This is a genomic window from Rhodanobacter sp. MP1X3, from assembly GCF_014207165.1.
Classification (GTDB): Bacteria; Pseudomonadota; Gammaproteobacteria; order Xanthomonadales; family Rhodanobacteraceae; genus Rhodanobacter.
Window position 1 is genome coordinate 113,455 of the sequence record NZ_JACHCO010000009.1, and the last position, 24,214, is coordinate 137,668.

23 protein-coding genes and 1 pseudogene are annotated in these 24,214 nt (G+C 59.6%); 13 read left to right on the forward strand and 11 right to left on the reverse strand.

Annotated elements, in window-relative coordinates:
* Positions 1 to 4: 4 nt before the first annotated feature.
* Positions 5 to 802: a MipA/OmpV family protein gene (locus HDE79_RS19795; protein ID WP_184604650.1), complete on the reverse strand. Its 798-nt coding sequence runs from the start codon at positions 800 to 802 to the stop codon at positions 5 to 7.
* Between the two features lie 64 nt (positions 803 to 866).
* Complete coding sequence (locus HDE79_RS19800; RefSeq protein WP_221440274.1) at positions 867 to 1,085, reverse strand: hypothetical protein; 219 nt, start codon at positions 1,083 to 1,085, stop codon at positions 867 to 869.
* A gap of 260 nt (positions 1,086 to 1,345) precedes the next feature.
* Here HDE79_RS19800 and HDE79_RS19805 point away from each other — a divergent pair, with 260 nt between their 5' ends.
* Together HDE79_RS19805 and HDE79_RS19810 are read left to right on the forward strand one after the other, a co-directional pair.
* Positions 1,346 to 2,056 carry a response regulator gene (locus tag HDE79_RS19805; protein ID WP_184604654.1) on the forward strand — a complete coding sequence of 237 codons (711 nt, stop codon included), beginning with the start codon at positions 1,346 to 1,348 and terminating at the stop codon, positions 2,054 to 2,056.
* Complete coding sequence (locus tag HDE79_RS19810) at positions 2,053 to 3,405, forward strand: ATP-binding protein (protein ID WP_184604656.1); 1,353 nt, start codon at positions 2,053 to 2,055, stop codon at positions 3,403 to 3,405. Before HDE79_RS19805 ends, HDE79_RS19810 begins: the two co-directional genes overlap by 4 nt.
* A 54-nt stretch (positions 3,406 to 3,459) precedes the next feature.
* Here the strand turns inward: HDE79_RS19810 and HDE79_RS19815 are convergent, their stop codons facing one another.
* The gene (locus HDE79_RS19815) at positions 3,460 to 4,356 is read right to left on the reverse strand and encodes a LysR family transcriptional regulator (protein ID WP_184604658.1); all 897 of its coding nucleotides are present in this window, start codon (positions 4,354 to 4,356) and stop codon (positions 3,460 to 3,462) included.
* 109 nt (positions 4,357 to 4,465) lie between these two features.
* On the opposite strand from HDE79_RS19815, the gene HDE79_RS19820 reads away from it, so the two are divergent.
* On the forward strand, positions 4,466 to 5,893 hold the full coding sequence (locus tag HDE79_RS19820) for an aldehyde dehydrogenase family protein (RefSeq protein ID WP_184604659.1): 1,428 nt from the start codon (positions 4,466 to 4,468) through the stop codon (positions 5,891 to 5,893).
* An 86-nt stretch (positions 5,894 to 5,979) separates the two neighbouring features.
* Here HDE79_RS19820 and HDE79_RS19825 read toward each other — a convergent pair whose 3' ends face one another.
* Positions 5,980 to 6,945, reverse strand: a complete 966-nt coding sequence (locus tag HDE79_RS19825; protein WP_184604661.1) for a LysR family transcriptional regulator — start codon at positions 6,943 to 6,945, stop codon at positions 5,980 to 5,982.
* A gap of 241 nt (positions 6,946 to 7,186) precedes the next feature.
* Here HDE79_RS19825 and acnA point away from each other — a divergent pair, with 241 nt between their 5' ends.
* On the forward strand, positions 7,187 to 9,937 hold the full coding sequence (acnA, locus tag HDE79_RS19830; protein ID WP_184604663.1) for an aconitate hydratase AcnA: 2,751 nt from the start codon (positions 7,187 to 7,189) through the stop codon (positions 9,935 to 9,937).
* A 92-nt stretch (positions 9,938 to 10,029) separates the two neighbouring features.
* Here acnA and HDE79_RS19835 read toward each other — a convergent pair whose 3' ends face one another.
* Positions 10,030 to 10,479 carry a hypothetical protein gene (locus tag HDE79_RS19835; RefSeq protein ID WP_184604665.1) on the reverse strand — a complete coding sequence of 150 codons (450 nt, stop codon included), beginning with the start codon at positions 10,477 to 10,479 and terminating at the stop codon, positions 10,030 to 10,032.
* 173 nt (positions 10,480 to 10,652) lie between these two features.
* On the opposite strand from HDE79_RS19835, the gene HDE79_RS19840 reads away from it, so the two are divergent.
* The gene (locus HDE79_RS19840) at positions 10,653 to 12,335 is read left to right on the forward strand and encodes a long-chain-fatty-acid--CoA ligase (RefSeq protein WP_184604667.1); all 1,683 of its coding nucleotides are present in this window, start codon (positions 10,653 to 10,655) and stop codon (positions 12,333 to 12,335) included.
* A 52-nt stretch (positions 12,336 to 12,387) separates the two neighbouring features.
* On the opposite strand, the gene HDE79_RS19845 is transcribed toward HDE79_RS19840, so the two are convergent.
* Together HDE79_RS19845 and HDE79_RS19850 are read right to left on the reverse strand one after the other, a co-directional pair.
* The gene (locus tag HDE79_RS19845; RefSeq protein ID WP_184604668.1) at positions 12,388 to 12,756 is read right to left on the reverse strand and encodes a PilZ domain-containing protein; all 369 of its coding nucleotides are present in this window, start codon (positions 12,754 to 12,756) and stop codon (positions 12,388 to 12,390) included.
* 79 nt (positions 12,757 to 12,835) lie between these two features.
* Entirely contained in the window at positions 12,836 to 12,982 is a 147-nt protein-coding gene (locus tag HDE79_RS19850) for a hypothetical protein (RefSeq protein WP_184604670.1), read from the reverse strand.
* Positions 12,983 to 13,780: 798 nt separating this feature from the next.
* On the opposite strand from HDE79_RS19850, the gene HDE79_RS19855 reads away from it, so the two are divergent.
* The 3 genes from HDE79_RS19855 (at position 13,781) to HDE79_RS19865 (ending at position 17,191) form a co-directional block, all read left to right on the forward strand.
* Positions 13,781 to 14,644 (forward strand): ScpA family protein, encoded by an 864-nt coding sequence (locus HDE79_RS19855; RefSeq protein WP_255488529.1) that lies wholly within the window; start codon positions 13,781 to 13,783, stop codon positions 14,642 to 14,644.
* An 82-nt stretch (positions 14,645 to 14,726) separates the two neighbouring features.
* On the forward strand, positions 14,727 to 15,608 hold the full coding sequence (gene scpB, locus HDE79_RS19860) for an SMC-Scp complex subunit ScpB (protein ID WP_184604673.1): 882 nt from the start codon (positions 14,727 to 14,729) through the stop codon (positions 15,606 to 15,608).
* Positions 15,605 to 17,191 (forward strand): pseudouridine synthase, encoded by a 1,587-nt coding sequence (locus tag HDE79_RS19865; RefSeq protein ID WP_184604675.1) that lies wholly within the window; start codon positions 15,605 to 15,607, stop codon positions 17,189 to 17,191. The genes scpB and HDE79_RS19865 overlap by 4 nt, the downstream gene beginning before the upstream one ends.
* 103 nt (positions 17,192 to 17,294) lie before the next feature.
* Here the strand turns inward: HDE79_RS19865 and HDE79_RS22280 are convergent.
* From HDE79_RS22280 to HDE79_RS19880, 4 genes and pseudogenes are all read right to left on the reverse strand, one after another.
* Positions 17,295 to 17,447 (reverse strand): annotated as a pseudogene (locus HDE79_RS22280) (peptidoglycan-binding protein); the annotation flags it as partial.
* Between the two features lie 210 nt (positions 17,448 to 17,657).
* Positions 17,658 to 18,455, reverse strand: coding sequence for an amidohydrolase (locus HDE79_RS19870; protein WP_184604843.1), 798 nt, complete (start codon positions 18,453 to 18,455; stop codon positions 17,658 to 17,660).
* Positions 18,456 to 18,487: 32 nt separating this feature from the next.
* Positions 18,488 to 19,633, reverse strand: coding sequence for a pyridoxal phosphate-dependent aminotransferase (locus tag HDE79_RS19875; RefSeq protein WP_184604677.1), 1,146 nt, complete (start codon positions 19,631 to 19,633; stop codon positions 18,488 to 18,490).
* A 70-nt stretch (positions 19,634 to 19,703) separates the two neighbouring features.
* Complete coding sequence (locus tag HDE79_RS19880; protein WP_184604679.1) at positions 19,704 to 20,693, reverse strand: LysR substrate-binding domain-containing protein; 990 nt, start codon at positions 20,691 to 20,693, stop codon at positions 19,704 to 19,706.
* A 110-nt stretch (positions 20,694 to 20,803) separates the two neighbouring features.
* Between HDE79_RS19880 and HDE79_RS19885 the strand changes: the two genes are divergently transcribed.
* From HDE79_RS19885 to HDE79_RS19905, 5 genes are all read left to right on the forward strand, one after another.
* The gene (locus tag HDE79_RS19885; RefSeq protein WP_184604681.1) at positions 20,804 to 21,397 is read left to right on the forward strand and encodes an FMN-dependent NADH-azoreductase; all 594 of its coding nucleotides are present in this window, start codon (positions 20,804 to 20,806) and stop codon (positions 21,395 to 21,397) included.
* Between the two features lie 201 nt (positions 21,398 to 21,598).
* Positions 21,599 to 21,964 (forward strand): hypothetical protein, encoded by a 366-nt coding sequence (locus HDE79_RS19890; RefSeq protein ID WP_184604683.1) that lies wholly within the window; start codon positions 21,599 to 21,601, stop codon positions 21,962 to 21,964.
* A 4-nt stretch (positions 21,965 to 21,968) separates the two neighbouring features.
* Positions 21,969 to 22,361 (forward strand): GntR family transcriptional regulator, encoded by a 393-nt coding sequence (locus HDE79_RS19895; RefSeq protein ID WP_184604685.1) that lies wholly within the window; start codon positions 21,969 to 21,971, stop codon positions 22,359 to 22,361.
* Positions 22,358 to 23,215: an ABC transporter ATP-binding protein gene (locus tag HDE79_RS19900; RefSeq protein WP_184604687.1), complete on the forward strand. Its 858-nt coding sequence runs from the start codon at positions 22,358 to 22,360 to the stop codon at positions 23,213 to 23,215. Before HDE79_RS19895 ends, HDE79_RS19900 begins: the two co-directional genes overlap by 4 nt.
* Positions 23,212 to 24,180, forward strand: coding sequence for a hypothetical protein (locus tag HDE79_RS19905; RefSeq protein WP_184604689.1), 969 nt, complete (start codon positions 23,212 to 23,214; stop codon positions 24,178 to 24,180). The genes HDE79_RS19900 and HDE79_RS19905 overlap by 4 nt, the downstream gene beginning before the upstream one ends.
* The last annotated feature ends 34 nt before the right edge of the window (positions 24,181 to 24,214 follow it).

Consider the following 24,214-nt stretch of genomic DNA (forward strand, 5'->3'; position numbering starts at 1 on the left):
CCAATCAGAGTGCGCGGCTGAAACCAACCAGCACGGAGCTTCCGTGGTCGCCATCGATCAGCGGGCTGTTGCTGATCTTGTCCGGCAATACGCTGTATCTGGCACCGATCATCAGCGCCCACTTTGCGCCGATGGGCCGGGTCAAATTGACGCCCACTTGCGGAATCAACGCACCGCCCGGCTCATAGCCAGGCACACCGCGGCGTACTTCGTCCGGATGGATGCCGTAGTAATAGTCGGCAACCTTGGACGACAGGAAAGTGGCACCGACCGTCGGGGTAATCCGGAAGCCGCCCCATTGCAGCGGATAGCCATATTCCAAGGAATATTCCGCCCCTTCGCTGCTGCCCGATATATCGGTCTTGGCCACCGCCTTCAGCTGCCCGAGGCTACCGGTCCACGACGCGGCGAAACCGGCATCGATGCTGCGATCGCGATCCTCCAGGTCATTTCGGTTGATGCCTCGGCGAGCCAGAGCGGCCCGGTCGAAATCGGATGCATCGATGTTGTTGAAACCGGTCGTGATGATGGCATCGACGACAAAGCCGTCGGACTTCAGCAAATGGATACCGCCGGTGATCCCGCGGAAGAAAAAGCGGTCGCCCTCATAGTCGACCAGCGGAAACGGCGTCACCTTCGAGCCCTGTCCGACATAGGCGTTGTCGGATACGGCCACTCCCAAGCCAAGCCGCCAGCGCGGGGCTGTCGCCGCATCCGTCTGATCGTCCGGCGCGGCCGTCGATTGAGCCCACACACTTGCCGGCATCAGCATGATCAAGAGGCAGGAATATAGTTTTTTCATCGGACAACTTTCCTTGAGTAATCGCTGTAAAGGTTGTTTCGCGAGCACGGACCGTCTCGCGATATCAGCGATCACGATGACCGCTTCGAATCGTCACCAGCATGTCCAGCAGCCGTGCCGTGGCACCCTCCTCGACCAGTTGCTGAGCCGTCTTGCCGCCCAGCTCGCAGATCACGTCACAGCTAAACCAGTGCATGACCTTATCGGCATCCGGTTCGATGCCCCTGGCAACGGAAAGCACGACTGCTCGCTCCCACTCGACCCGGGTACGCGACGTCGTCATGCTGCTCTTCATGGGCGCGGGAGGCGGCACGTCGCCGAGCAGAATGGGCTGACGTCGCTGGAGCAAGTTGCGGAATGTCGCAGGCATCGGGAGTGCCATGGCGGCTGGGGAGGTAGCGCATACTGACAATGCGATATGTCCCGCGTTTCTCCCGAAAAATATCCTACCGCAACAATGTTTCATTACTGAAATATGTGCTTATCTGCTGGCGTTGCCGTATAACAGCGGGCATCAGATTCAGGGGAAGCAAGGTGATCGCCGTGCCCAACATCCTAGTCGTCGATGACGACGAAGAGCTTCTTGCATTAATCAAGAAATTCCTTGAGCGATACGATTATAAAGTCGAAGTCGCAGGCTCGGGCTCGCAGATGGATACAGCAATGGCCAGCAGGGATTTCGACGCGCTGATTCTCGATGTCATGCTGCCTGGCGAAGACGGCTTCAGCTTGTGCAAGCGGGTAAGAGCCGCATCGAGCAGCCTGCCTATCATCATGCTGACCGCAGTGACGGAAACCACCGATCGCATCGTCGGCCTTGAACTGGGTGCGGATGATTATCTGGCCAAGCCCTTCGATGCGCGCGAGCTGCTGGCACGAATCCGTGCTTTGCTGCGCCGGGCTACGCTGCGCCAGACCAGTGCCGATCATCACCCCGGCCTGCTGTTCGGAAGCTGGCGACTCGACCTGGCCAAGCGCGAATTGCGTTCCAGCGACATGACTCTGGTGCCGCTGTCCAGCGGTGAGTTCGAGCTGCTGCTGGCCTTTCTCGAACATCCACAGCGCTTGCTGACGCGTGAGCAACTGATCGACTACGCGCGAGGCTCAGCCCACGAAGTGTTCGATCGCAGTATCGACGTCCAGATCAGCCGCATCCGGCGAAAGATTGAAACCGATACGCGCAATCCGGAAATGATACGCACGGTGCGCAACGCCGGTTACATCTTCACCATGCCGGTCGAACACGCGCAATGAAACGCCATCACGTATTCGACAGCATTGCCTGGTGGTTTGCGCTCAATGTGGCCGGTGCCATCCTGATCGCGCTGCTGATGTGCATGGTCTTTGTGCAATTCGCCGGCGTCTGGGCGCAGCCCTCTGTCGAAAGCGCCGGGTTGATTGAACAGGCAGCCGGCATTGCCCTCACGATCGATAAAGTCCCTGCCACCGAGCGCGCGCAGCTGGCCCTGAAGCTCACCACACCCGCCTTCGCTACGCAGTGGTATCCACAACGCGACCAGGTTCCAATATCGGCTGATCATGACAAGAAAGAACACGATACCCGTTGGGTCAAGCTCACCCGTATGCTGGGCCGACCCGATGCCGGCGTGCTGGCCTCCAGTCCCGATGACGTCGCCGCGAACGCCGCGAACGCACTGCGCAAATATGCCATCGCCATCGAGCTGTCCGACCACAGCTGGATCATGTTCGACACGGCCCAGCGCAGTTGGGGTATCGCTCGCGGTTTACAGATATTGCTAACCATTCTGTTCCTTCTGCTTTCGAGCGGCATCATCGCCAGTGCAGCTGGCCGGCGGCTGGCACGACCCGTGCAGCGATTTGCCGATGCTGCCGAAACCTTCGGCGCCGGTTCGCGTGCCGAGCCATTGCCGCTGGTCGGCCCGCTGGAAATCCGCGAGGCAGCGGCAGCGTTCAACGCCATGCAGGAGCGCATCCAGCAGTTGATGGATAGCCGCACCGAAATGCTCACGGCGATCTCGCATGATCTGCGCGCACCACTTACGCGCATGCGCTTGCGCGGCGAATTCATCGAAGATAACGAGCAACAGCGAAAACTGTTTCGCGATGTCGACGAAATGCAGGCCATGGTCGAGGCCAGTCTGGCGTTCTTCCGACTGGATGGTCAGCAAGAGGAAATGACCCGTTTCGAGCTGGGCGAACTGATCCATACCGTAGTGGATGATTTCCGTGACATGGGCCAGCCGGTAGAGTCCGCTCATTTGATGCCGCTGGTTTACCTGGGTCGCCCGCTGGCACTCAAGCGGGTGCTTACCAATCTTATCGACAATGCAGTGAAGTACGGCAGCAGGGCGCTCATCACGTTGAGCGCGCAGAATAGCCAAGTCATCATTACCATCGACGATGACGGCCCCGGCGTCCCTCCCAGCCTGATACCCAAGCTTTTCCTGCCCTTTTTCCGGATCGAAGCCTCACGCAATCGCGCAACCGGCGGCTTTGGTCTGGGGCTGCCCTCGGCCCGTTCGATCATGCGCAACCACGGCGGCGAGCTCACCTTGGAAAACCGCCAGCCACATGGCCTGCGCGCTACCGTCTTTCTGCCCAATGCTTCGGGCGACGTGTGAAGCCCCAAGGAGACTCCTTGAAACGGTTTCCGCTTGATTCAAGACAACTGACGCTTACAGAACCACGCCCTCGCGAATCAACTCGATAAAAGCGCGCAACGCAGCAGGGACGTGACGATGACCCGGGTAATACAGACGCATGCCCGGAAACGGTGGTGTCCAGTCGTCCAGCACCTGCACCAGTCGGCCCGCAGCAAGATCCTCCGCAACATACCACTCGGACACGAAAGCAAGGCCAATACCAGCGCGAACGGCCTGCGCGATCATCCGAGGCTCATCCAGAATCAGCGGACCCTGCACGTCGACCGCTAACGATTCACCATGACGCTCGAGCTCCCAGCGGTAAATCCCGCCGTGCGACATGCGCAGGCGAATACACGCGTGCGCGGCCAGATCGCCCGGCACCTGCGGCGGCGGGTGATGCTCAAAATACGACGGCGCACCGACCACGATTAAGCGTTGATCACCACCAATCGGCACGGCGATCATGTCGCGCGGCACCGACTCCTCCAGCCGGATGCCGGCGTCAAAGCCTGCAGCGACGATATCCACCAGGCGCGCCTCAGTAACAATGTCCACCGTCATGCCTGGATGGCGTTGCATGAAAGCGAGCACCAGCGGCGCGAAGATCATCTGTGCGGCACCGGTTGATGCATTGATGCGCAGCGTTCCAGTCAGTGACTGATCCTGCGGGTTGATTTCCTCGGACGCGCGGCGAATTTCGACCAGCGCCGGGGTGATCCGGTCGGTGAAACGTCGTCCCGCCTCGGTCAGCGACACGCTGCGGGTGGTGCGATGGAATAGCCGCGAACCCAGCCGTGCCTCCAGTCCTGCAATGGCGTTGCTGACCGCCGAGGTCGACATGCCCATCTCAGCCGCCGCACCGCGAAAGCTGCCGCGTCGCGCCACAGCCAGCACGGCCTCCAGTTCGACCAGTCCCGAGCGATGCATTATCCTGATTTCCAGAATGACCTATCCAGTAAGTCCTAGCTTATCAAAACAATCGTCGACGCCCAGACTGTGCGGATGCCGGATCAACCGGCGTTCGCGGAGATCGGCCATGCAGAACATCGAGACCATTTACATCGGCGGCGCGTTCGTCACGCCTCACGGCGAAGAGCGCTTCAACCTGTTCAACCCGGCGAAGGGCGAAGTCATCGGCCAGGTACGGCTAGCGGACGAACAGGATGCCAACCAGGCTATCGCCGCTGCCAAACACGCATTCCCCGCGTTTGCCCGCACGTCCAGGGCCGAGCGGCTCGGCTGGCTCAGCCGCATGCACACGGCGATCGAGGCACGCGAAGATGAGCTCAATGAGGCGATCATCGAGGAATACGGCGCACCGGTGTCGCGAGCGCGATGGATGGCCAAGCACGCCGCAAGCGTTTTTCTCGATATGTCGCTGGTGCTGGAAAACTATGACTTCAACCGCCGCGTCGGCAGCGCCAAGGTGGTGATGCAACCGGCCGGCGTGGTCGGCCTGATCACGCCATGGAACAGCAATGCCGGTTTTATCTGCGGTAAGCTCGCCACCGCCATTGCGGCCGGTTGCACCGCCGTGATCAAACCCAGCGAAATGAGCGCCATCCAGACCCGCATCGTCACCGAGGCATTGCATGAGGCTGGGCTGCCACCTGGCGTCTTCAATATTGTCACCGGCCGCGGCGAGACCGTGGGCGCGACGATCAGTGCCCATCCGGATGTCGCCAAGATCTCCTTTACGGGCTCCACAGCGGTGGGTAAATCCATCCTGCGTGCCGGCGCCGAGACGCTGAAGCGCATCACCCTCGAACTGGGTGGCAAATCGCCGGTACTGGTGCTCGACGATGCCGACCTCGCGATCGCAATACCAATGGCCATCCAGGCGGGTTTCATGAACAGCGGTCAGGCCTGCATCGCCGGCACGCGCATCCTGGTGCCGGCCTCGCGCATGGCCGAGGCCGAGGCAATTGCAAAGGCGGCTGTGGAAGCTACCGTGGTGGGCGACCCGCGTCATTTCGGCACCGACATCGGCCCCATGGTCAGCCAGAAACAGTGGGACCGCGTGCAGCGCTATATCAACCTGGGCATAGAAGAAGGGGCTCGCCTCGTTGCGGGCGGCCCGGGATTGCCAGACGGCCTAGCTGCTGGCTGGTTCGTCCGACCTACCTTGTTTGCCGACGTGCGCAACGACATGAGGATTGCCCGCGAAGAAATCTTCGGACCGGTGCTATGCCTCATTTCATATGAGGACGAAGAAGACAGTATCGCCATTGCCAATGACACTCCCTACGGCCTGCAGGGTTATGTGATGTCGACCGATATCGAACGAGCGAATCGAGTCGCCGGACGCATCGACGCGGGACGCGTGCTGATCAATACGTTGGCACACGAGCCAAAAGCACCATTCGGCGGTTTCAAGCAGTCCGGCCTGGGACGCGAGTACGGCACCTTTGGACTTGACGCATACCTGGAACCCAAGTCGTTGCTGGGCCTGCACGCTGCCTGATGCATGTAGCGCAACGCGCAGAAACCCCGCACTGACTATCAAAAGCCGCCGCAAGGCGGCCGCAGAAAGTCTTATCTGCGCTTTGATCAGCGTCCAGTCACCTTGGATTTCTCAGGCGCCACCCGCAAACCTGGCCGCTGTCGAGCCAGTTTGCGCAGCAGTTCGGCAAAAGCCTGCAGGTCGACATGCCATGGCGACGCATCGCGCCAGTGCAACGCAATCTCTCTGCCTGGCGCCTGCCCGGTGAGCTTGGCCAGCACGATATTGGGCATCGAGGCCAAGCGCTCATGCGCCAACGCGGGTACCAGGGCATAGCCGCCGCGCAGGCTGACCAAGGCGGCAAGGCTTTCCAGGCTGACGTCCTGCACGTAGCCACGCGACGCCTGCGCGCTCTCGCTGCCCGTGCCGTTCAAGCCATCCGCGTGACCTTCGGCCATCAGTATCGCTTCGGCCGGATCGAGCTGCTCCAGCGACAGGCTGCGCTTGCCGGCCAATGGATGATCGGCGCGCAGCATCAATTCCCATGGCTCGAAAAACAGCGGCCGCACCGCGATGCCGCTGATGGGCGGCCCTGCCGGTGCCAGTACCGCGTCGAGCTCACCTTCATGCAGACGACGCAGCAGGCCGCGCGGCTTGCCTTCGGAAATGCCCAGACGCGCACCGGGAAAGTGCTGCGGAAAGGGCTCGATCAAATGCGGTAGCAGATAGGGACCGAGTGACGCCGGCAAACCGAGCCTCAACTCGCCACCGAAGGCTACCGCGCCCGCGCGCGCCATTTGCTGGAGATGCTCGGCTGCAGTGAGCACGGCGGCAATTTGTGCCAACAGCTGATGACCGCCAGCGGTCGGCACGATGCGCCGACCACCGCGCTCGAACAATGGCGAACCGAGCGCCTGCTCCACCTTCTGAACCTGATGCGAGAGTCCCGACGGGCTGATGTGCATCGCCCGCGCGGCACTGTTGAAACTGCCGTGCTGATGCACTGCCTGCACCAGCGCAAGATCGCGCAGCGAGACGGCGGATAAAGTCATCGAAATCATCGAACGCTGCATGTCATCAAAGGCGTTTGTGTGAGGTAGTCATCGGGTTCATGCTGGGCCGTGAAGTTCAGCCACAAGCGTTGGCAAAGTCTACTCGTCGTACCCGTTTTCAGGCGCGCCGGGAACGACACGACCTGCGATCAAGGTCGCGACCATCCGGCGTTTGGGCGATAATTGCGTTTTACCAAGCCGGCGAATCGCTCTCGCCACGCTTGCAGTCATCCCAGCCGCAGGATCAGCCAGGAACCTACCCATGAAAGACACCTTTTCCGTACGCGACACTCTCGAGGTCAATGGCCAGCACCACGTATTCGCCAGCCTGACCAAACTCGGCGAGCGTTTCGACCTGAAGCGGCTACCGTATTCGCTGAAGATCCTGCTGGAGAACCTGCTGCGCCACGAAGACGGCGTCAACGTGACCTCGAAGGAAATCGAGGCGATCGCGAAATGGGATGCCAAGGCCGAACCCGAGATCGAAATCGCCTTCATGCCCGCCCGCGTGGTGCTGCAGGATTTCACCGGCGTACCCTGTGTGGTTGACCTGGCCGCGATGCGTGATGCCGTGGTGAAGCTGGGCGGCGATGCAAATCAGATCAACCCGCTGGCACCAGCCGAGCTGGTCATCGACCACTCCGTGCAAGTCGACGTCTACGGTTCCGAGTCTGCGCTGGAAAAGAACGTCGAGATCGAGTTCGAGCGCAACCAGGAGCGTTACTCGTTCCTGCGCTGGGGGCAAAAAGCGTTCAACAATTTCAAGGTCGTGCCGCCGCGCACGGGCATCGTGCATCAGGTCAATCTGGAGCATCTGGCTCGCGTGGTGTTTACCGCTGACAAGGACGGCGAGAGCTGGGCCTACCCGGACACCGTGTTCGGCACGGATTCGCACACCACCATGATCAATGGCATCGGTGTACTGGGCTGGGGCGTAGGCGGTATCGAGGCCGAGGCCGCCATGCTGGGCCAACCGTCCTCCATGCTGATTCCGCAGGTCGTCGGCTTCAAGCTGACCGGCAAGCTGCCGGAGGGCGTAACCGCCACTGACCTAGTACTGACAGTGACGCAGATGCTGCGCAAGCTCGGCGTGGTCGGCAAGTTCGTCGAGTTCTTCGGCGACGGCCTCAAGCACCTGCCGCTGGCAGACCGCGCCACCATCGCCAACATGGCACCCGAGTATGGCGCGACCTGTGGCATCTTCCCGATCGATCAGGAGGCGCTGAACTACATGCACCTCTCCGGCCGCGGCGATGCACAGATCAAGCTGGTCGAGGCGTATGCCAAGGCGCAGGGTTTGTGGCATGACGAGAACACCCCGCACGCCGAGTTCACCACCACGCTGGAACTCAACCTTGCCGACGTACGCCCGTCGCTGGCCGGCCCGAAGCGTCCACAGGATCGCGTACTGCTGGAAGACGTCAAGCAGAGCTACCTCGATGCCGTCGGCAGCCTCACCGCCAATCGCAAGCAGTCCAGCGAAGCGACTGCCGATTTCGCCAATGAAGGCGGAGCTACGGCGGTTGGCAATCTGGCCAATACGGTCAGCCATGGTGGCGTGCGCGTCGAGAAAGACGGCGAATCCTTCAGCCTGTACGACGGCTCGGTAGTCATCGCCGCAATCACTTCATGCACGAACACTTCCAACCCGGCCGTGATGCTCGGTGCCGGTCTGCTGGCCAAGAAAGCTGCTGCGCGTGGCCTCAAAGCCAAACCGTGGGTGAAGACGTCGATCGGACCCGGTTCGCTGGTGGTCACCGATTATCTGAAGAAGACCGGCCTGCTGGAGGAACTCGAGAAGATCGGCTTCTACATCGTCGGCTACGGCTGCACCACCTGCATCGGCAACTCCGGCCCCCTGCCCGAAGAAATCAGCAAAGGCATCAGCAAGGGTGACCTCGCTGTGGCATCGGTGCTCTCGGGTAACCGCAACTTCGAAGGCCGTGTGCATCCGGAAGTGAAGATGAACTACCTGGCTTCGCCGCCGCTGGTGGTCGCCTACGCATTGGCCGGCTCGCTGCATGTCGATCTGAGCAAGGACCCGATCGGCGAAGGCAGCGATGGCAAGCCGGTGTACCTGAAGGACATCTGGCCGTCCAACCAGGAAATCTCCGACGCGATCGCCAGCTCGATCAACCCGGCCATGTTCGAGAAGAACTACGCCGACGTGTTCAAGGGCGACAGCCGCTGGAACCAGATCGAATCGCCCGACGGTGCGACGTATGCCTGGGACGATTCCACCTACATCAAGAATCCACCCTACTTCGACGGCATGAGCAAGGAAGCCGGCACCATCGAGGACATTCATGGCGCGCGCGTGCTCGGCCTGTTCGGCGACTCGATCACCACCGATCACATCTCGCCGGCCGGTTCGATCAAGAAGGACAGCCCGGCGGGCCGTTTCCTGATCGAGAAAGGCGTCGAGCCGCACGACTTCAATTCCTACGGCTCGCGTCGCGGCAACGATGACGTGATGGTGCGCGGCACCTTCGCCAACATCCGCATCAAGAACCTGATGCTGGATGGCGTCGAAGGCGGCTATACCCGGCACGTGCCGAGCGGCGAACAGCTGGCGATCTACGACGCGGCCATGAAGTACAAAGCCGATAAGACGCCGCTGGTCGTGCTGGCAGGCAAAGAGTACGGCACCGGTTCATCGCGCGACTGGGCAGCCAAGGGCACATTGCTGCTGGGCGTAAAGGCTGTGATCACCGAGAGCTTCGAGCGCATCCATCGCTCCAACCTCGTCGGCATGGGTGTGCTGCCCTGCACGTTCAAGAACGGCGAGAATGCGCAGTCACTCGGCCTGACCGGCAAGGAAACTTTCGACATCACCGGTCTGGATGACGGCAAGTCGAAGGAAGCCAAGGTAGTCGCGACCCGCGAGGACGGCAGCAAGAAGGAGTTCACCGTGCAGGTGATGTTGCTGACTCCGAAAGAGCGCGAATTTTTCCGCCACGGCGGCATTCTGCAGTATGTGCTGCGTCAGCTGGCGAACAAGAAAGCCGCCTGAGTCGGTGTGGATGAGTAACCGCCAGAAATGAAAACAGCCCCGGAATCCCGGGGCTGTTTTTTAAGGACGTTAACCACGTCGCGCATGGCTCATCATTGCATCAGTTGCTTCCAACTCGCCGTATAGCAGTCCCACTTGCCGTCGTCCTTGCGCCATGCCGACTCGACCTGATAAACGCCCAGCTTGTCCGGAAGCACGTGACTGCCACGGGTCAAAGTAACCGTGAGAGTCCCCATCATCCGATCACCCCGATGCTCGATGGTGACTGGACCGGTGGTGACCCCGATATGATCGCCGCGCAACGCGACCAGTCGCATCATGTTGGCCAGGGAGCGCTTGTCCAGCTCGCCAGCGTTGCCGTCGAAGTCATTACTAAGCGGCTCGACCGCGCCACTTGTGTCACCGGTTTCGGCAGCGTTTGCCACGGAAGCAATCGCCTGACGAACCTGCTCCTCATCCGGCGTGTGCCGGCAGCCCGACAGAAGCGCCGTCGACAGCGCAACGCAGAGCGTGAGACCCGCTATTTGAAGCCATCGAATCATCTGAAAATCTCGCTGCGGCGCGGCTTGCCGCTCTGCAGGGGCTATGCTCCAATGCGTGAGCGTATGGACCAATGCAACTTCTTCCACCATCGATCCATCGGCAACTTTGAGTTGCCATCGATGCCGAACTTAATCGATCCCGTTGTTACCGATCAAGAATTGAGAAACCAAGCATGAGCAATGAACGTCCGTGGCTGGATCACTACCCGGCCGGCGTGCCAGCGCAGATCAATATCGACGATTACGCTTCGGTCGCGGCGGTGATCGACGAGGCTTTCACGAACTTTGCTGATCGCCCTGCCTTCACCAATTTCGGCAAGACGCTCAGCTATCGCGAAATTGACGAGTCGAGTCGGCAGTTTGCCGGTTACCTCACCGGTGTGCTGAAGCTCGGCAAAGGTGATCGCATCGCGATCATGCTGCCCAATGTGCTGCAGTATCCGATCGCACTCTTTGGCGCCTTGCGTGCCGGTCTGGTGGTGGTCAACACCAACCCGATGTACACCGCGCGCGAGCTGCGGCATCAACTGGAAGATTCCGGCGCCAAGGCCATTCTGGTACTCGACAATTTCGCCGCGACGCTGCAGGAAGTGCTCGCGCAGACCCACGTGCAACATGTCGTTACGACCGGTCTTGGCGATCTGCTGGGCGCGAAGGGTGTGTTGATCAACTTCGCGCTCAAGCACATCAAGAAGATGGTGCCTGCGTTCAACATTCCGCACGCTGTGCGCTTCCGCGACGCTCTCGTACAAGGCAATGCGCATCCGCTGAAACCGGTGCAGCTGAGTCACGACGATATCGCCTTCCTGCAATACACAGGCGGCACCACTGGCGTAGCCAAGGGCGCCATGCTGACGCACGGCAATATGGTCGCCAACATGCTGCAGGCCGGCGCGTGGTTTTCGGCCAAGATCCGGCCAGGCGAAGAGATCATCATCACCGCGTTGCCGCTGTATCACATCTTTGCGCTGACCTGTAATTGCTTCATCTTTCTGCGCTTTGGCGGACAGAGCATTCTCGTCACCAATCCACGCGATATGCCGGCTTTCGTGAAGGAACTGGCCAGCGTGAAATTCACCTCGATCACCGGTGTGAATACCTTGTTCAACGGCTTGCTGAACACACCCGGTTTTGATCGAGTGGATTTCTCTCACCTGCGCATGAGCTTCGGTGGTGGCATGGCCGTGCAGCGTACGGTGGCCGAAAAATGGCAAAAGGTTACCGGCTGCGCCTTGGTTGAAGGCTACGGCATGACCGAGAGCTCGCCGGTCGCCACCATCAATCCGCTGGTCGATGGCGCCCGTTTCAGCGGTTCGATCGGGCTACCCATTCCCTCCACCGAAATCGGCATTCAGGACGACGATGGCAAACCGCTGGCGATGGGCGAAGTTGGCGAAATTTGCATCCGCGGACCGCAAGTCATGAAGGGGTACTGGGAGCAGCCTGGCGAAACCAGCAAAGTACTCAGCAGCGATGGCTGGCTGCGTACGGGTGACCTCGGCCGCATCGACGAGACCGGCCTCGTCTATATCGTGGATCGCAAGAAGGACATGATTCTGGTGTCCGGCTTCAACGTGTATCCCAACGAGATCGAAGATACCGTGATGCAGAATCCGGGCGTGGCCGAAGTGGCTGCCGTCGGTGTGCCGGACGAACACTCCGGCGAAGTCGTAAAGCTGTTCGTGGTGCGCAAGGACCCGAACCTCACGGTCGAGGCGCTCAAGGAGTTCTGTCGCGAAAACTTTACCGGTTACAAGCGACCAAAACTGATCGAATTCCGCGATGAGTTGCCGAAAAGCAACGTCGGCAAGATTCTTCGCCGCGAGCTGCGCGACGAAAAAAAGACGGCAGCCTGAGATTTATCAGTCGATCTTTTAGGGGCGCCATGCCGCAGAAGCATGGCGTCACTCAGCTGTCTTTCCAGTATTCGAGTATGTCGGCGTAACCGCCCAGCAGATTCCACAACGGCACCTGCTTGTCTTCGGGAATGTGGCTGTAGGAAAAGCCGATGTGATGATCGGAAATCCGGGCAACTGACGCCTCGAGATGGATGTGCAGGTTGTGGCCGAAGATCATATCGAGCACCCAGCGCTGCCCCAGCTCGCCGGCCCAGCCGAGTGGGCGTCGCAGCAGGGCTCCGGTTGCCGAGATATCCACCAGCTCGGTCGGGTGCGACTCGTCATGTCGGCTCATCAATACCGTTGTCTCAATTTGCATTCGAGCAGGACGCAGTTGCTCCGGCTCTTTTCCACCTTTTCCATTTTCGTCGCTCGTCATCGTCCACCGTCCATTTGCGCTCACGCTTGCCAGCCTCGGCAAAACGCTTAACCCCATCTTCCTGAGAGCGGCCTACGCGTCATTGGGTAACTTGTTCGCTCCCAATCATCGCATCTGCCACAGTCATTGCGTGAAATGCTGTTGCCTGAATTTTGAAACCAAAAAAACCAATTCTGTTGTTATGGCGAATGGCTAAGCAATCGGCGTGCCACTCGGTGAAATGCATCGTCCATGTCCGTTTGCCAGTCCGAAAGCGCAGCAAAATGTTCTGGAGGATGATAAATCGCGGAACATCATGCTGACTCAAAATCTCTACGCTCCGAATGGAAGCTCGTATTTCGTCTTGCCAAACCGCATCTAACGTCACGCCATGCCGCGGACAGACGCTTTAGGTCACATCCGGCCCATCCACTCGCTACATGCATAGCGAGATAACGCAATATTTATCGATCCAATGACGGAAGAGCTGAAGCTGGCAGCCACCAAGTCATAGCTGCAAATTAAGCGCATTGACTGGACTTGTCGCAAAGCAGCCGCTACTCTCTGGTTGCGCGCGGTTCCATGGGAACTAGGCATGTCGACAACACTCGATAGCCAATGGCAACTGCCGATGCTCTTAAATCGATCGATTGAACAGTCAGCGGCTTCCATTTAGCCTCACTGGCCTGCGTACTTACCGCGGCTGACAACCCGGATCTGGCGCACAACGGTCGCCCGCGGCCCGCCTGACCGAACCACGACTGCGTGGATTCATCTTGCCCGTCGCGACGATGACGCTTGACGCGTGTCGACTGAACTGATTTTTGAAACAGGTGTAATCGGGGACGCCCCTCCGCCGTCTCGTTTCGAGTACGGATATTCCCCGGGTGGTATCGATCCCGGAATGATTCCGATCTGATGAATGCACTGCCAGCCGCTGAAGGCGGCCCAACGATATGTATTGATGAGCACTGAGCCAGTCGAGCCCGAGAGCCCGGTAGCCACACCAGCTGACGCATTCGCGTCGATACCGCAGCAGCAGGAAATGCCGCTGGCTATCGTTCGCGGGCAGCCGATGCTGCAGATGCCGCAGGACCTTTACATTCCGCCGGATGCGCTTGAAGTCATACTGGAAGCGTTCGAGGGACCGCTCGATCTGCTGCTGTACCTGATTCGCCGGCAGAACCTGGACATTCTCGACATACCGGTCGCCGAGATCACCCGGCAATACATGACCTACATCGAGCTGATGCGCGATGTGATGCGACTGGAATTGGCGGCCGAATACCTGCTGATGGCCGCGATTCTGGCCGAGATCAAATCGCGGCTGCTGCTGCCGCGACCGCCGGCCGAAGAGGGGCTGGAGCTCGATCCACGGGCTGAATTGGTGCGACGTTTGCAGGAGTACGAACGGTTCAAGCGGGCAGCGGAAGATATCGAAACGCTGCCTCGGCTCGAACGCGACACTGTCGTGGCGCATGCGGAGGTGGGCGAGCGCAATGTCATCAAGTTGCCGCCGCCGCTGGAATTGACCGAGCTGCTGCTGGCATTGAAAGACGTGATGCATCGGGCGGAGTTGTTCGGGCATCACGCCATCAAGCGTGAGGCGCTCAGCGTGCGTCAGCGCATGGGCGAATTGTTGAGCCGGCTGGATGACGGCAATTTTCACCGTTTCGAAAATCTGTTCGACATCAGCGAAGGGCGCCTCGGCATCGTGGTGACCTTCCTGGCCATGCTGGAACTGGCCAAGGAATTGCTGGTGGATATTGTGCAGGAGGAGCCGCTGGCGCCTATTTATGTGAAGGCGAAAGTGAGTCAATCCGAGGAATACATGGAGACGGATACCGATGACGCGCGGAGAGATTCGGCATCGGTCGAACCTTCGCTCATCGAATCGAGCTCCAAATAGCTGTACTCCAAATAATCGTGATCCAAATGAAGCGGCAATCAACCAGGCAACAACCATTGAATCGGCATCCGACCTAAGGCACATGCAGATCGAGCAACTCAAACCCATTATCGAGGCTGCCCTGCTGGCCTCCAGTCAGCCGATGACGGTTCATCAGCTGGGCGACATCTTCAACGAAACCGATGACGTCAGCCCCGAACTCATTGCCCGTGCGCTCGAAGCGCTGGGCAGTGACTGCGACGGTCGTGGTGTCGAACTCAAGGAAGTGGCGTCCGGCTTTCGTTATCAGGTGCGTCAGGACGTACACGCCTGGATATCGCGGCTATGGAGCGAAAAGCCCAGCCGCTATTCACGTGCCCTGCTGGAAACACTGGCGTTGATCGCCTACCGCCAACCGATCACGCGTCCCGAAATCGAACAGATTCGTGGTGTGGTGGTGTCGTCGAACATCATCAAGACAATGGAAGAGCGCGAATGGATCCGCGTGGTTGGCTACCGCGACGTGCCGGGCAAGCCTGCGCTGTTCGGCACGACCCGCGCCTTCCTCGACTACTTCAATCTGAAATCGCTGGACCAGCTGCCACCGCTGTCGGAAATTCGCGACATGGAGGATCCGCAGCTGCGCTTCGAGCAGGAGCCCTTGCCCGTGCGTATTGCGCGCGACCTGCCCATAGATCCAGATGGTGAAGACCTTATCGAAACGGACGTCGCGCAAATCTCCGAATCCGACGATACGGAGCACGACGAGACATTACACGTATCAACCGACGATAGCCGTCATCACGAAAACACTGAACCCAAAGCTGACGCTGAGGCGACGGCCGACCCAATCGAATTAGACGAGCACCACTCCGAAACGAGCGCGCTCACTGAGCTTCCCCCTTCCACTGCCGATGAGGCAGCGACCCCCGCAGACGTCGAACCCGACGACGCCGAACAAGATACCGAGGAGTACCGCGCATGAATGCGCCGCAAAAATCCGTTCTATCCCTGAAGCGCGAGCCACGCAACGAAGCCGAAGCCCAGTTGGAAGAGCGCCTGCACAAGGTGCTGGCCAACGCCGGACTCGGCTCGCGCCGCATGCTCGAGCTGCGCATTCAATCCGGCGAAGTCGAGTTGAATGGCAAGCCTGCCGAGATCGGCACCAGCGTGCATGCCGGTGACCGCGTAGTCATCGATGGCAAACAGTTCGTCGTTGCCACCGATAACCGCGATGAGACCGAAGTGCTGGTGTATCACAAGCCCGAGGGCGTACTGACCACCCGCGATGATCCGGAAGGACGCCCGACCGTGTTCGAGCAGCTGCCGCGCCTCAAGGGTGCGCGCTGGGTCGCCGTCGGCCGACTCGACATCAACACCACCGGCTTGCTGCTGCTCACGACCGACGGCGAGCTTGCCAACGCCCTGATGCACCCCAAGAGTGGCCTCGAGCGCGAGTATCTCTGCCGCGTGCATGGTGAAGTGCCTGACGAGATCATCGAAAAGCTGAAATCCGGCGTGGAACTGGATGACGGCCCCGCCCGTTTCGACGATATCGCCGTGATAAGCCGCGGTGGCAGCCACAGCTGGTTTCGGGTGGTTATCCGCGAAGGCCGCAATCGCGAAGTGCGCCGCCTGTGGGATTCCCAGGGGTTCCTGGTCAGCCGCCTCAAGCGCATCCGCTACGGCAGCATCGAACTGCCACGCGGCCTGCGCCGTGGCGATTGCGAAAACCTCGACGAGGCGGCCGTAAAGCAACTGCGCCAGACCACAGGCACCAGCATGCCGCAGCCTGTGTTGACGCTCAGTCCGGTACTGCACCAGCGTCGCGCCAACCGCAGCGTGACCGAATATCGCCCTGAGCGCGGTAGCAGCACTGCCTGGACAGCCAGCCAGGATGAAGGTCGCGAGCTGCGCGCCTACGACCGTATCCGCGAGGAACCGAGTCGCGGCCGCAAGCCGCCCAATCGCGGCGGCAAGGAAGTCAACGGCAACGTTGTCCGCCCTGAGCGCGGCGCCGGTGGCAAGGGGCGACGCGTAGCGCCAGGTCAGGAACTGCCATCGGTGCGCACCTGGTTTGCCGGCGAAAGCCGCGATGGTGCTGGTGGTGGCCGCCCCGGCGGCACAGGCCCACGCGGTGGCGCAGCCGCTGGAAATCGTCGACCCGGCGGTGGCAAGCCGTTCGGCGCTCGACCGGGCGGCGAAAGTCGCGGTACCGGCGCCCCCTACAGCGGGTTCGGTGGCGATTCACGGGGTAACAGCGGCAACCGCAGCGCCGCAGGTCGCCCCGCTCAAGGAGCCCGTCCACAAGGTCAGGGTAATGGCAATCAGGCCAACGGGAATCAGGCATATGGCAATGGACGTCCAAACGCCCAAGGCAGTGCTCGTCCCCAAGGGTCAGGTCGTCCCCAAGGCCAAGGTGGAAACCGACCGCAGGGTGCTGGGCGGCCGCAGGGCCAGGGCGGCAATCGTCCACAGGGCGCAGGTCGACCACAGGGCCAGGGTCAAGGTGGTCCTGGCGGTGGACGTCCGCAGGGACGTGGTGGCAACCGCGGCGGCAATCGCTGACCAGCTCGCATAGTTCAGTTCAGCCGAAAACAAAAGCCGCCTGATGGCGGCTTTTGTTTTTCCATTAATAATCCCATCAGCTAGCTGATAGCCAGACGTTTCTTCACTGCTTCAGAGCGCCAATCGTCGCATCATCGAACTGGCGCATAATCGGCAATCCGCAGATTTTCTGAAACTGGCTGATTGCGGTCGATACAGGCCCGGAACGGCCGTCGACTTTGCTCTTGTACAAACCCGTGTCAGCGAGCTTGCGCTGTGCGTCAGCGACAGAGAAATCGTCGGACGACTTCGCGCCCCATCTACCCCAAGCTTGCCGCCCGTCCCAAGGCCACCCTCAACGCTCTGCGGTGCTTAGGCGCGAACGGCCTGCGCCAGCGTGGTTATAGGAATCCAGAAACGCAGCCACAATGACCTTGCCTTCCGGCGTATCAACTCGGAATTGCACTGCAACGACATCAGGAAAAAACTACAAAGTAAGGCTGAACTCGTCGGCGTCCATCCAGGCTGGAAAGCGTTCGCGATGGGCGAGCAACGACACTGGATCGAGAGTGACTGTTACCACCTGCTCCTGCACGCCCAATTCGACGAGCGGCTCACCCAGCGGATCGATCACCGCGCTATCGCCAGCATAGGGAAGCTCGTTGCCGTCGACACCGACACGGTTCAGGCCAATCACGTAACTCAGATTCTCGATAGCCCGCGCGCGCAGAAGCGTACGCCACGGCTGCCGACGTGGCGCCGGCCAGTTGGCCACAAAGATCGAGAGGTCGTAGTCCATGCCACCTGCTGCGGAGGCCAACCGCCGATTGCGCAGCCATACCGGAAAACGCAGGTCGTAACAGACCTGCGGCAGGATGCGCCATCCCTTCAATTCGACAATCAAACGTTGATTACCGCCGCCATAACGCGTGTGCTCGCCAGCCATGCGAAACAGATGACGTTTGTCGTACTGCAGGTAGCTGCCATCAGGCATCACCCACAAAAGCCGGTTGTAGACGGTATCGTTCTCGCGGATCGCCAGGCTGCCGCAGACCACCGCACCGACTTCAATCGCGAGCGAGCGTAGCCATGCCACGCTCTCTCCATCCATAGTCTCAGCGCTGGCGCGCGTGTCGTTGCTGAAGCCGGATAGAAAAGTCTCCGGCAGCACAATCAGGTCACTGCCTGCCGCCTGCCTGACGAGTGCGCCGTAATACTCGCGATTGGCCGGTGCGTCGTGCCAGCGTGTGGCGCCTTGCACCAGCGATACCTTCAGGCTTTGCATCTCGGACGACGCTATTTCCGGCACGGGCGTATTCATAGCTGGCAGAGCCTTTCGGCGGCCGCATCCATGGTCGCGTCGCTTTTTGCAAAACACAGGCGAAGCAAACGTGTGCCTGGAGCGCTTTCGTAAAACGGCGTCAGCGGAATCGCGGCCACCCCACCCTGCAGCAACAGCCAACGACTGAAAGCCAGATCGTCCTCATCACGGATGGCTGAATAATCCACCAGCTGGAAATAACCACCCGGTACGTCAAGCAGCTTGAATCGCGATGGTCTCAGCAAGTCGCGAAAGCGATCGCGCTTGGTCTGGTAGAACGCAGGCAATTCCATATAGTGCTCAGGATGGTTCGCCATGAATTCCGCGAACGCGACCTGGGCCGGATGAAAGGTACAAAACGTGAGGTACTGATGCACCTTGCGGAACTCCGCCGAGAAAGCGGCCGGTGCAATCGCGTAGCCCAGCTTCCAGCCGGTGCAGTGATAGGTTTTGCCGAACGAGGAAATCACGAAGCTGCGATCGGCCAGCTCGGGATGGCGCAACACGCTCTCATGTTGGGCGCCGTCGTAAACGATGTGCTCGTAAACCTCATCGGACAAAACCACGATGTCGGTATCGCGAACGATGGAAGCGAGTTCTTCGAGATCGGCCGACGAAAGCACGGCACCGCTGGGATTGTGCGGGCTGTTGATCAGGATCATCCGGGTCTTGGGCGTTATCGCATCGCGCACACGCTGCCAGTCGATCGAAAAAGCTGGTACCGTCAGTGGAATGTGCACCGCCCGAGCGCCCTGTAGCTCGATCGCCGGTTCGTAACTGTCGTAGGCAGGATCGAACATGATCACTTCATCGCCAGCGCGCACAACGGCGGCGATGGCGGAAAAAAGTGCCTCGGTAGCGCCGGAAGTCACCGTGATATCGGTATCGACGTTGACCTTGCGACCATACAATCGCTCGGTTTTCGCTGCGATCTGCTCACGCAACGGAGCGATGCCGTGCATCGGTGCGTACTGGTTGCGGCCTTCGTTCATGGCCCGATTCAAACTGTCGCGCAACGGCTGCGGCGGCTCGAAATCCGGAAAACCCTGACCTAGATTGACCGCCTTGTGTTCCATGGCCAGTTGGCTCATGACCGTGAAGATGGTGGTGCCGACCTTGGGAAGCTTGGTATCGATGATCATCATTCAGCCGTCTGGATGTCTATAGATAGATTTGGTCATTTAGCGTAGCGCATGGATCGCTGCGCGCAAGTCAGGAAGCTCGCGTCGATATCGCAGGAAGATCCTCTAGCGGACGCTTCTTGCACTGCTGATGCTTGATCAATGTGGCTGCCGGCAGACGCTCTGCCAGAAAATCGACCAGCGCGCGCACACCCGGCAGCATGCCGCGCCGGCTGGGGTAGACAAAATGCATGATGCCCTGGGGCACACTCCACTCGGGCAACACAACTTCCAACTCGCCTCGGGTGATCGCCGGCGCGCAGACAAATTCCGGCAACAGCGCGATGCCCATGCCGCGTCGTGCGGCCTCCAGCAGCAAAGCGAAGTCACCGGTAATCAGGCGAGCCTGCATCTCCACGCTGACTTGCTTTCCATCGGCGCCAATCAGCTCCCATACCTGCGCGCCCTCATGCTCCCGCATGGACAGCGCTGGCAGTTGAGCGAGTTCATCAGGCTTTGTCGGGCGCCCTTGACTATCGAGAAGGATCGGACTGGCTACTAACAGCGTATTGCCCTGGCCAAAGCTGCGAACCACCAGATTGGCATCCGTATCAAGCTTTGAGCGGACCCGAATGGCCAGATCGAAGCCTTCGCCGATGACATCAACACGACGGTCGCTCGATGTTACGCGGACCAGCATTTTCGGATATTGCGCCAGGAAATCCGGCAATACATGGGCAAGCACGGTCTGAACCAGCGAGACCGGACAACTCAGCCGAACCACGCCACGCGGCTCGACGCGCAGTTCATCCACGGCGTCCTGTGCGGCCTGGGCCTCTTCCAACACGGCGCGACAGTGTCCGTAAAACCGCTCACCCACTTCAGTGACGACAAAACGGCGTGTGGTTCGCTGCAGCAGGCGCACACCCAACCTTTCCTCCAACTGGGCCACGCGCTTGCTGAGCCGCGACTTGGGTACGCCCAACGCCCTGCCCGCTGCAGAAAAACCACCGTGATCGACCACGGCGGCAAAAAAGTAGAGGTCGTTGAGGTCCTGCAAGGCACCCGCCAATACCGTCATGATCGTTTCCTTGAAAGAACGACTTGTTCGATTATCGCCATCTTATCGCCACATTGTTCCGAATGTATGGTGATTGTATTGCCGGGCAGCCGGCGCACTGAGGCACTCCAATGAAACTTCTTCATATCGATTCCAGCGCACTGGGCGGTTATTCGGTTTCACGCCAGCTAAGCGCCGATATCGTAGCCGAGCTCAAGCGTCAGACTCCTGATGTTGAAATCAGCTACCTCGACCTTGCCGCTGAGCCGCTCGCGCATTGGACACCTGCCGTCGCAGACGCCAGCACCGCCGAAGCCACCTTGGGCAATGCGCTGGTGGAAGAGTTTTTAGCGGCGGACATCGTCGTTATAGGCGCGCCGATGTACAACTTCGGTATTTCCAGCCAGTTGAAGGCATGGATTGATCGCGTCGCTGTGGCCGGCAAGACCTTTCGCTACACGGAAAACGGCGTTGAAGGCCTGGCCAAAGGCAAGCAGGTGATCATTGCATCCAGCCGCGGTGGACTGTATGTCGAGGGCCCGTTTGCAGCTTTTGACCATCAGGAAACCTACCTGCGCGCGGTGTTCGGCTTCATCGGCGTCACCGACCTCACCTTCGTACGCGCCGAAGGGGTCGCCATCAGCCCTGAAAACAAAGAGCAAGCACTTAAATCGGCGCAAAGCTCGATACCTTCGATCGTTACAAAGCTGGCAAAAGCCGCCTGAGTTCAAGAAATCGAGTAAGAAACCAACGGCCCTGCGGGGCCGTTTTTCGTTTAAGCCTTTCTAAACATCAATAAAAACAGTGATGTGGATCTATAGGCCATCAGTCATGTTGCCAAAGTGCGTCTCTACTATTGACGACTATTGTTTTGGTGTTATAGTTAACTACAACACCGGTCAACGAGTTCACCAAGGAGAGTCGTCATGAAAGCACTGAATCAGAAACTGATCGCCACCGTCGCCGCCGTACTGCTGACTTCCGCCAGCCTGATGACCACGGCCACCTTGAGCATGGCTCCACAAAATGCCGACGCCCAAGAGATCAATGCCAACGAAATCCATGGCCTCAAAGTCACCAATCTGCACGAGGTCATTGTTCGTCCAAGCGCGAGCGACATGCGCTCTGCCAGCCTTCTCACCGACATCGGCGCCGCTGGCTTCGCCTCGCTGTCATCACTCGGGCGAGTTGGCGAGGATGGCGGCACCACGCAGCTGAGTCTGCTCGGCTCGCAACTGGCCATGCCCTACTATTCGTTTGGCAACAAGTTCGGCCGTATCAGCAAGGAATAATTGAATGACCATTACCTGGAACGACAGCGTCCCGATCTACCGCCAACTGCACCAGCGTGTCGTGGCGATGATCCTGGACGGCGCCTTGAACGAAGGTGACCCGCTGCCGTCGGTACGCCAGGTGGCCGCGGATTTTCAGATCAATCCGTTGACCGTTTCAAAGGCGTACCAGGAGCTGGTCGACGAACAACTGGTTGAAAAACGGAGGGGCTTGGGCATGTTCGTTATTGAAGGCGCTCGTGAAGCGCTACTGAAATCGGAACGCGAGCGCTTTTTGCGCGAAGAGTGGCCCGTGCTGTTTGCACGACTGCAGCGGCTGGGCCTGGATCTCAAGACCTTGCTGCGCGAAGCCGGCACGCATGGCGACGCCAATGTCAACGACAAGGAACCATCATGAGCGCGGTGATTACGGCCACTGGCCTGAGCAAGCGCTACAAAAATTCGGTGGCGCTGGACAACGTGAGTTTCCAGATTCCCGCGGGACGGATCGTCGGTCTGATCGGACCCAACGGCGCCGGCAAGACCACGGCGCTGAAAGCCATTCTCGGCCTGACCGACTTCTCCGGCCAGCTCAACGTACTCGGCCTCGATCCGCGCAAGCAGCGCGACAAGCTGATGGAACAGGTCTGCTTCATCGCCGACGTGGCGGTGCTACCGCGCTGGCTGCGAGTAAGCGAGGCGGTTGATTTTGTCGCCAACGTGCATCCGCGGTTTGATCGCGCCAAGTGCGAAGCCTTTCTCGCCCGCACCAAGCTCACGCCTTCGATGCGCGTGCGACAGATGTCCAAGGGCATGATCGTGCAGCTGCATCTGGCGTTGGTCATGGCAATCGACGCCCGCCTGTTGATACTCGATGAGCCGACGCTGGGCCTCGACATCCTCTATCGCAAGCAGTTCTACCAGAACCTGCTGGAAGACTACTTCGACGAGAACAAGACCATCATCGTCACCACACACCAGGTGGAAGAAGTCGAGCACATTCTCACCGACCTGATGTTCATCCGCGACGGCAAGATCGTGCTGGACGCCGACATGGATGCGATTGGCGAGCGCTTTATCGAAGTGATGGTCAACGGCGATTGCGCCGAGGCTGCCCGCGCCATGAAACCGCTCAACGAGCGTCAGGTGTTCGGCAAAAGTATTTTTCTGTTTGACGGCGTCGAACGGTCAACCCTGGAGGCGATGGGCGAAGTCCGTCGTCCCTCGGTCAGCGACCTGTTCGTTGCCACCATGAAGGGAACCTACGCATGAAAACCTTCTACTGGTTAGTGAAGCGCGAATTCTGGGAGCATCGCGGCGGATTCCTGTGGACGCCGGTCATCGTCGGCGGCTTGTCTCTTCTATTGACGTTGATGTCACTGGTCACTGGCGAGGTGTTGGGCCGGCGCAACAACCTGTTCCGTTTCGACGGAGGCGACAGCATTGGTCTGAATGGCCACCTAGATGCCAGCATGTTAGACAATGTAGGCGGAGTACTTGACTGCGTCCTGTTCGGAGTCATTGCTTTGATGCTGGGCATAATGGCAATCGTTGTGTTCTTTTATTGCCTGGGTTCGCTGTACAACGATCGCCGCGACCGCAGCATCCTGTTCTGGAAATCATTGCCGATTTCCGATGGTCAAACCGTGCTGGCCAAGGTGACAAGTGCAACTCTAGTCGCCCCGGTCATTGCATGCAGCGTAGGCGTGATAACCGGTTTGCTGATGATGGTGATGGTTGCGTGCGTTGCTTCAATCCACGGCCTTAACCTCTGGCAACTGCTGTTGCACGTTCATCCACTGCAAGTGATCGCAAGCGTTATCGCATTGATCCCTTTGTATGTCATTTGGGCACTTCCTACCGCAGGCTGGCTGATGCTGTGCTCAGCATGGTCACGTAGCATGCCGTTCCTGTGGGCATTGTTGCTCCCACCGGCAAGCCTGCTGATAGTCTGGTGGTTCGGCTTGCTCGGCTTATTCAAGGTCGGCGCCGGCTGGTTCTGGGGTAATGTCGTGGTGCGATTGCTGATGAGCCTCGTTCCTGGCGGATGGCTACGCGATGTCCCGACACTTGGCAATGGGCTGCATGCGAATACTCCGGACGCTCTGCTTGATTTCTTGGGCGTTGCGCAAAATTACGCCACCCTCGTCTCACCCGATCTGTGGATCGGCGCCATCGCTGGGGTCGTCATGATTGCCGCAGCGACTTGGCTCCGCCGCTGGCGCGACGACAGCTGACCTCTGCCGACGTTCGATCGCCGTCGAGACTTAA

Coding starts and splice junctions, on each gene's coding strand:
- HDE79_RS19895 (WP_184604685.1), top strand. CDS start 21,969: ATGACCATTACCTGGAACGACAGCGTCCCGATCTACCGCCAACTGCAC.
- HDE79_RS19800 (WP_221440274.1), bottom strand. CDS start 1,085: ATGACGACGTCGCGTACCCGGGTCGAGTGGGAGCGAGCAGTCGTGCTT.
- HDE79_RS19875 (WP_184604677.1), bottom strand. CDS start 19,633: ATGATCATCGATACCAAGCTTCCCAAGGTCGGCACCACCATCTTCACG.
- HDE79_RS19810 (WP_184604656.1), top strand. CDS start 2,053: ATGAAACGCCATCACGTATTCGACAGCATTGCCTGGTGGTTTGCGCTC.
- HDE79_RS19845 (WP_184604668.1), bottom strand. CDS start 12,756: ATGACGAGCGACGAAAATGGAAAAGGTGGAAAAGAGCCGGAGCAACTG.
- HDE79_RS19890 (WP_184604683.1), top strand. CDS start 21,599: ATGAAAGCACTGAATCAGAAACTGATCGCCACCGTCGCCGCCGTACTG.
- HDE79_RS19835 (WP_184604665.1), bottom strand. CDS start 10,479: ATGATTCGATGGCTTCAAATAGCGGGTCTCACGCTCTGCGTTGCGCTG.
- scpB (WP_184604673.1), top strand. CDS start 14,727: ATGCAGATCGAGCAACTCAAACCCATTATCGAGGCTGCCCTGCTGGCC.
- HDE79_RS19865 (WP_184604675.1), top strand. CDS start 15,605: ATGAATGCGCCGCAAAAATCCGTTCTATCCCTGAAGCGCGAGCCACGC.
- HDE79_RS19795 (WP_184604650.1), bottom strand. CDS start 802: ATGAAAAAACTATATTCCTGCCTCTTGATCATGCTGATGCCGGCAAGT.
- HDE79_RS19870 (WP_184604843.1), bottom strand. CDS start 18,455: ATGCAAAGCCTGAAGGTATCGCTGGTGCAAGGCGCCACACGCTGGCAC.
- HDE79_RS19815 (WP_184604658.1), bottom strand. CDS start 4,356: ATGCATCGCTCGGGACTGGTCGAACTGGAGGCCGTGCTGGCTGTGGCG.
- HDE79_RS19885 (WP_184604681.1), top strand. CDS start 20,804: ATGAAACTTCTTCATATCGATTCCAGCGCACTGGGCGGTTATTCGGTT.
- HDE79_RS19855 (WP_255488529.1), top strand. CDS start 13,781: ATGCCGCTGGCTATCGTTCGCGGGCAGCCGATGCTGCAGATGCCGCAG.
- acnA (WP_184604663.1), top strand. CDS start 7,187: ATGAAAGACACCTTTTCCGTACGCGACACTCTCGAGGTCAATGGCCAG.
- HDE79_RS19880 (WP_184604679.1), bottom strand. CDS start 20,693: ATGACGGTATTGGCGGGTGCCTTGCAGGACCTCAACGACCTCTACTTT.
- HDE79_RS19905 (WP_184604689.1), top strand. CDS start 23,212: ATGAAAACCTTCTACTGGTTAGTGAAGCGCGAATTCTGGGAGCATCGC.
- HDE79_RS19840 (WP_184604667.1), top strand. CDS start 10,653: ATGAGCAATGAACGTCCGTGGCTGGATCACTACCCGGCCGGCGTGCCA.
- HDE79_RS19820 (WP_184604659.1), top strand. CDS start 4,466: ATGCAGAACATCGAGACCATTTACATCGGCGGCGCGTTCGTCACGCCT.
- HDE79_RS19900 (WP_184604687.1), top strand. CDS start 22,358: ATGAGCGCGGTGATTACGGCCACTGGCCTGAGCAAGCGCTACAAAAAT.
- HDE79_RS19825 (WP_184604661.1), bottom strand. CDS start 6,945: ATGCAGCGTTCGATGATTTCGATGACTTTATCCGCCGTCTCGCTGCGC.
- HDE79_RS19850 (WP_184604670.1), bottom strand. CDS start 12,982: ATGCATTTCACCGAGTGGCACGCCGATTGCTTAGCCATTCGCCATAAC.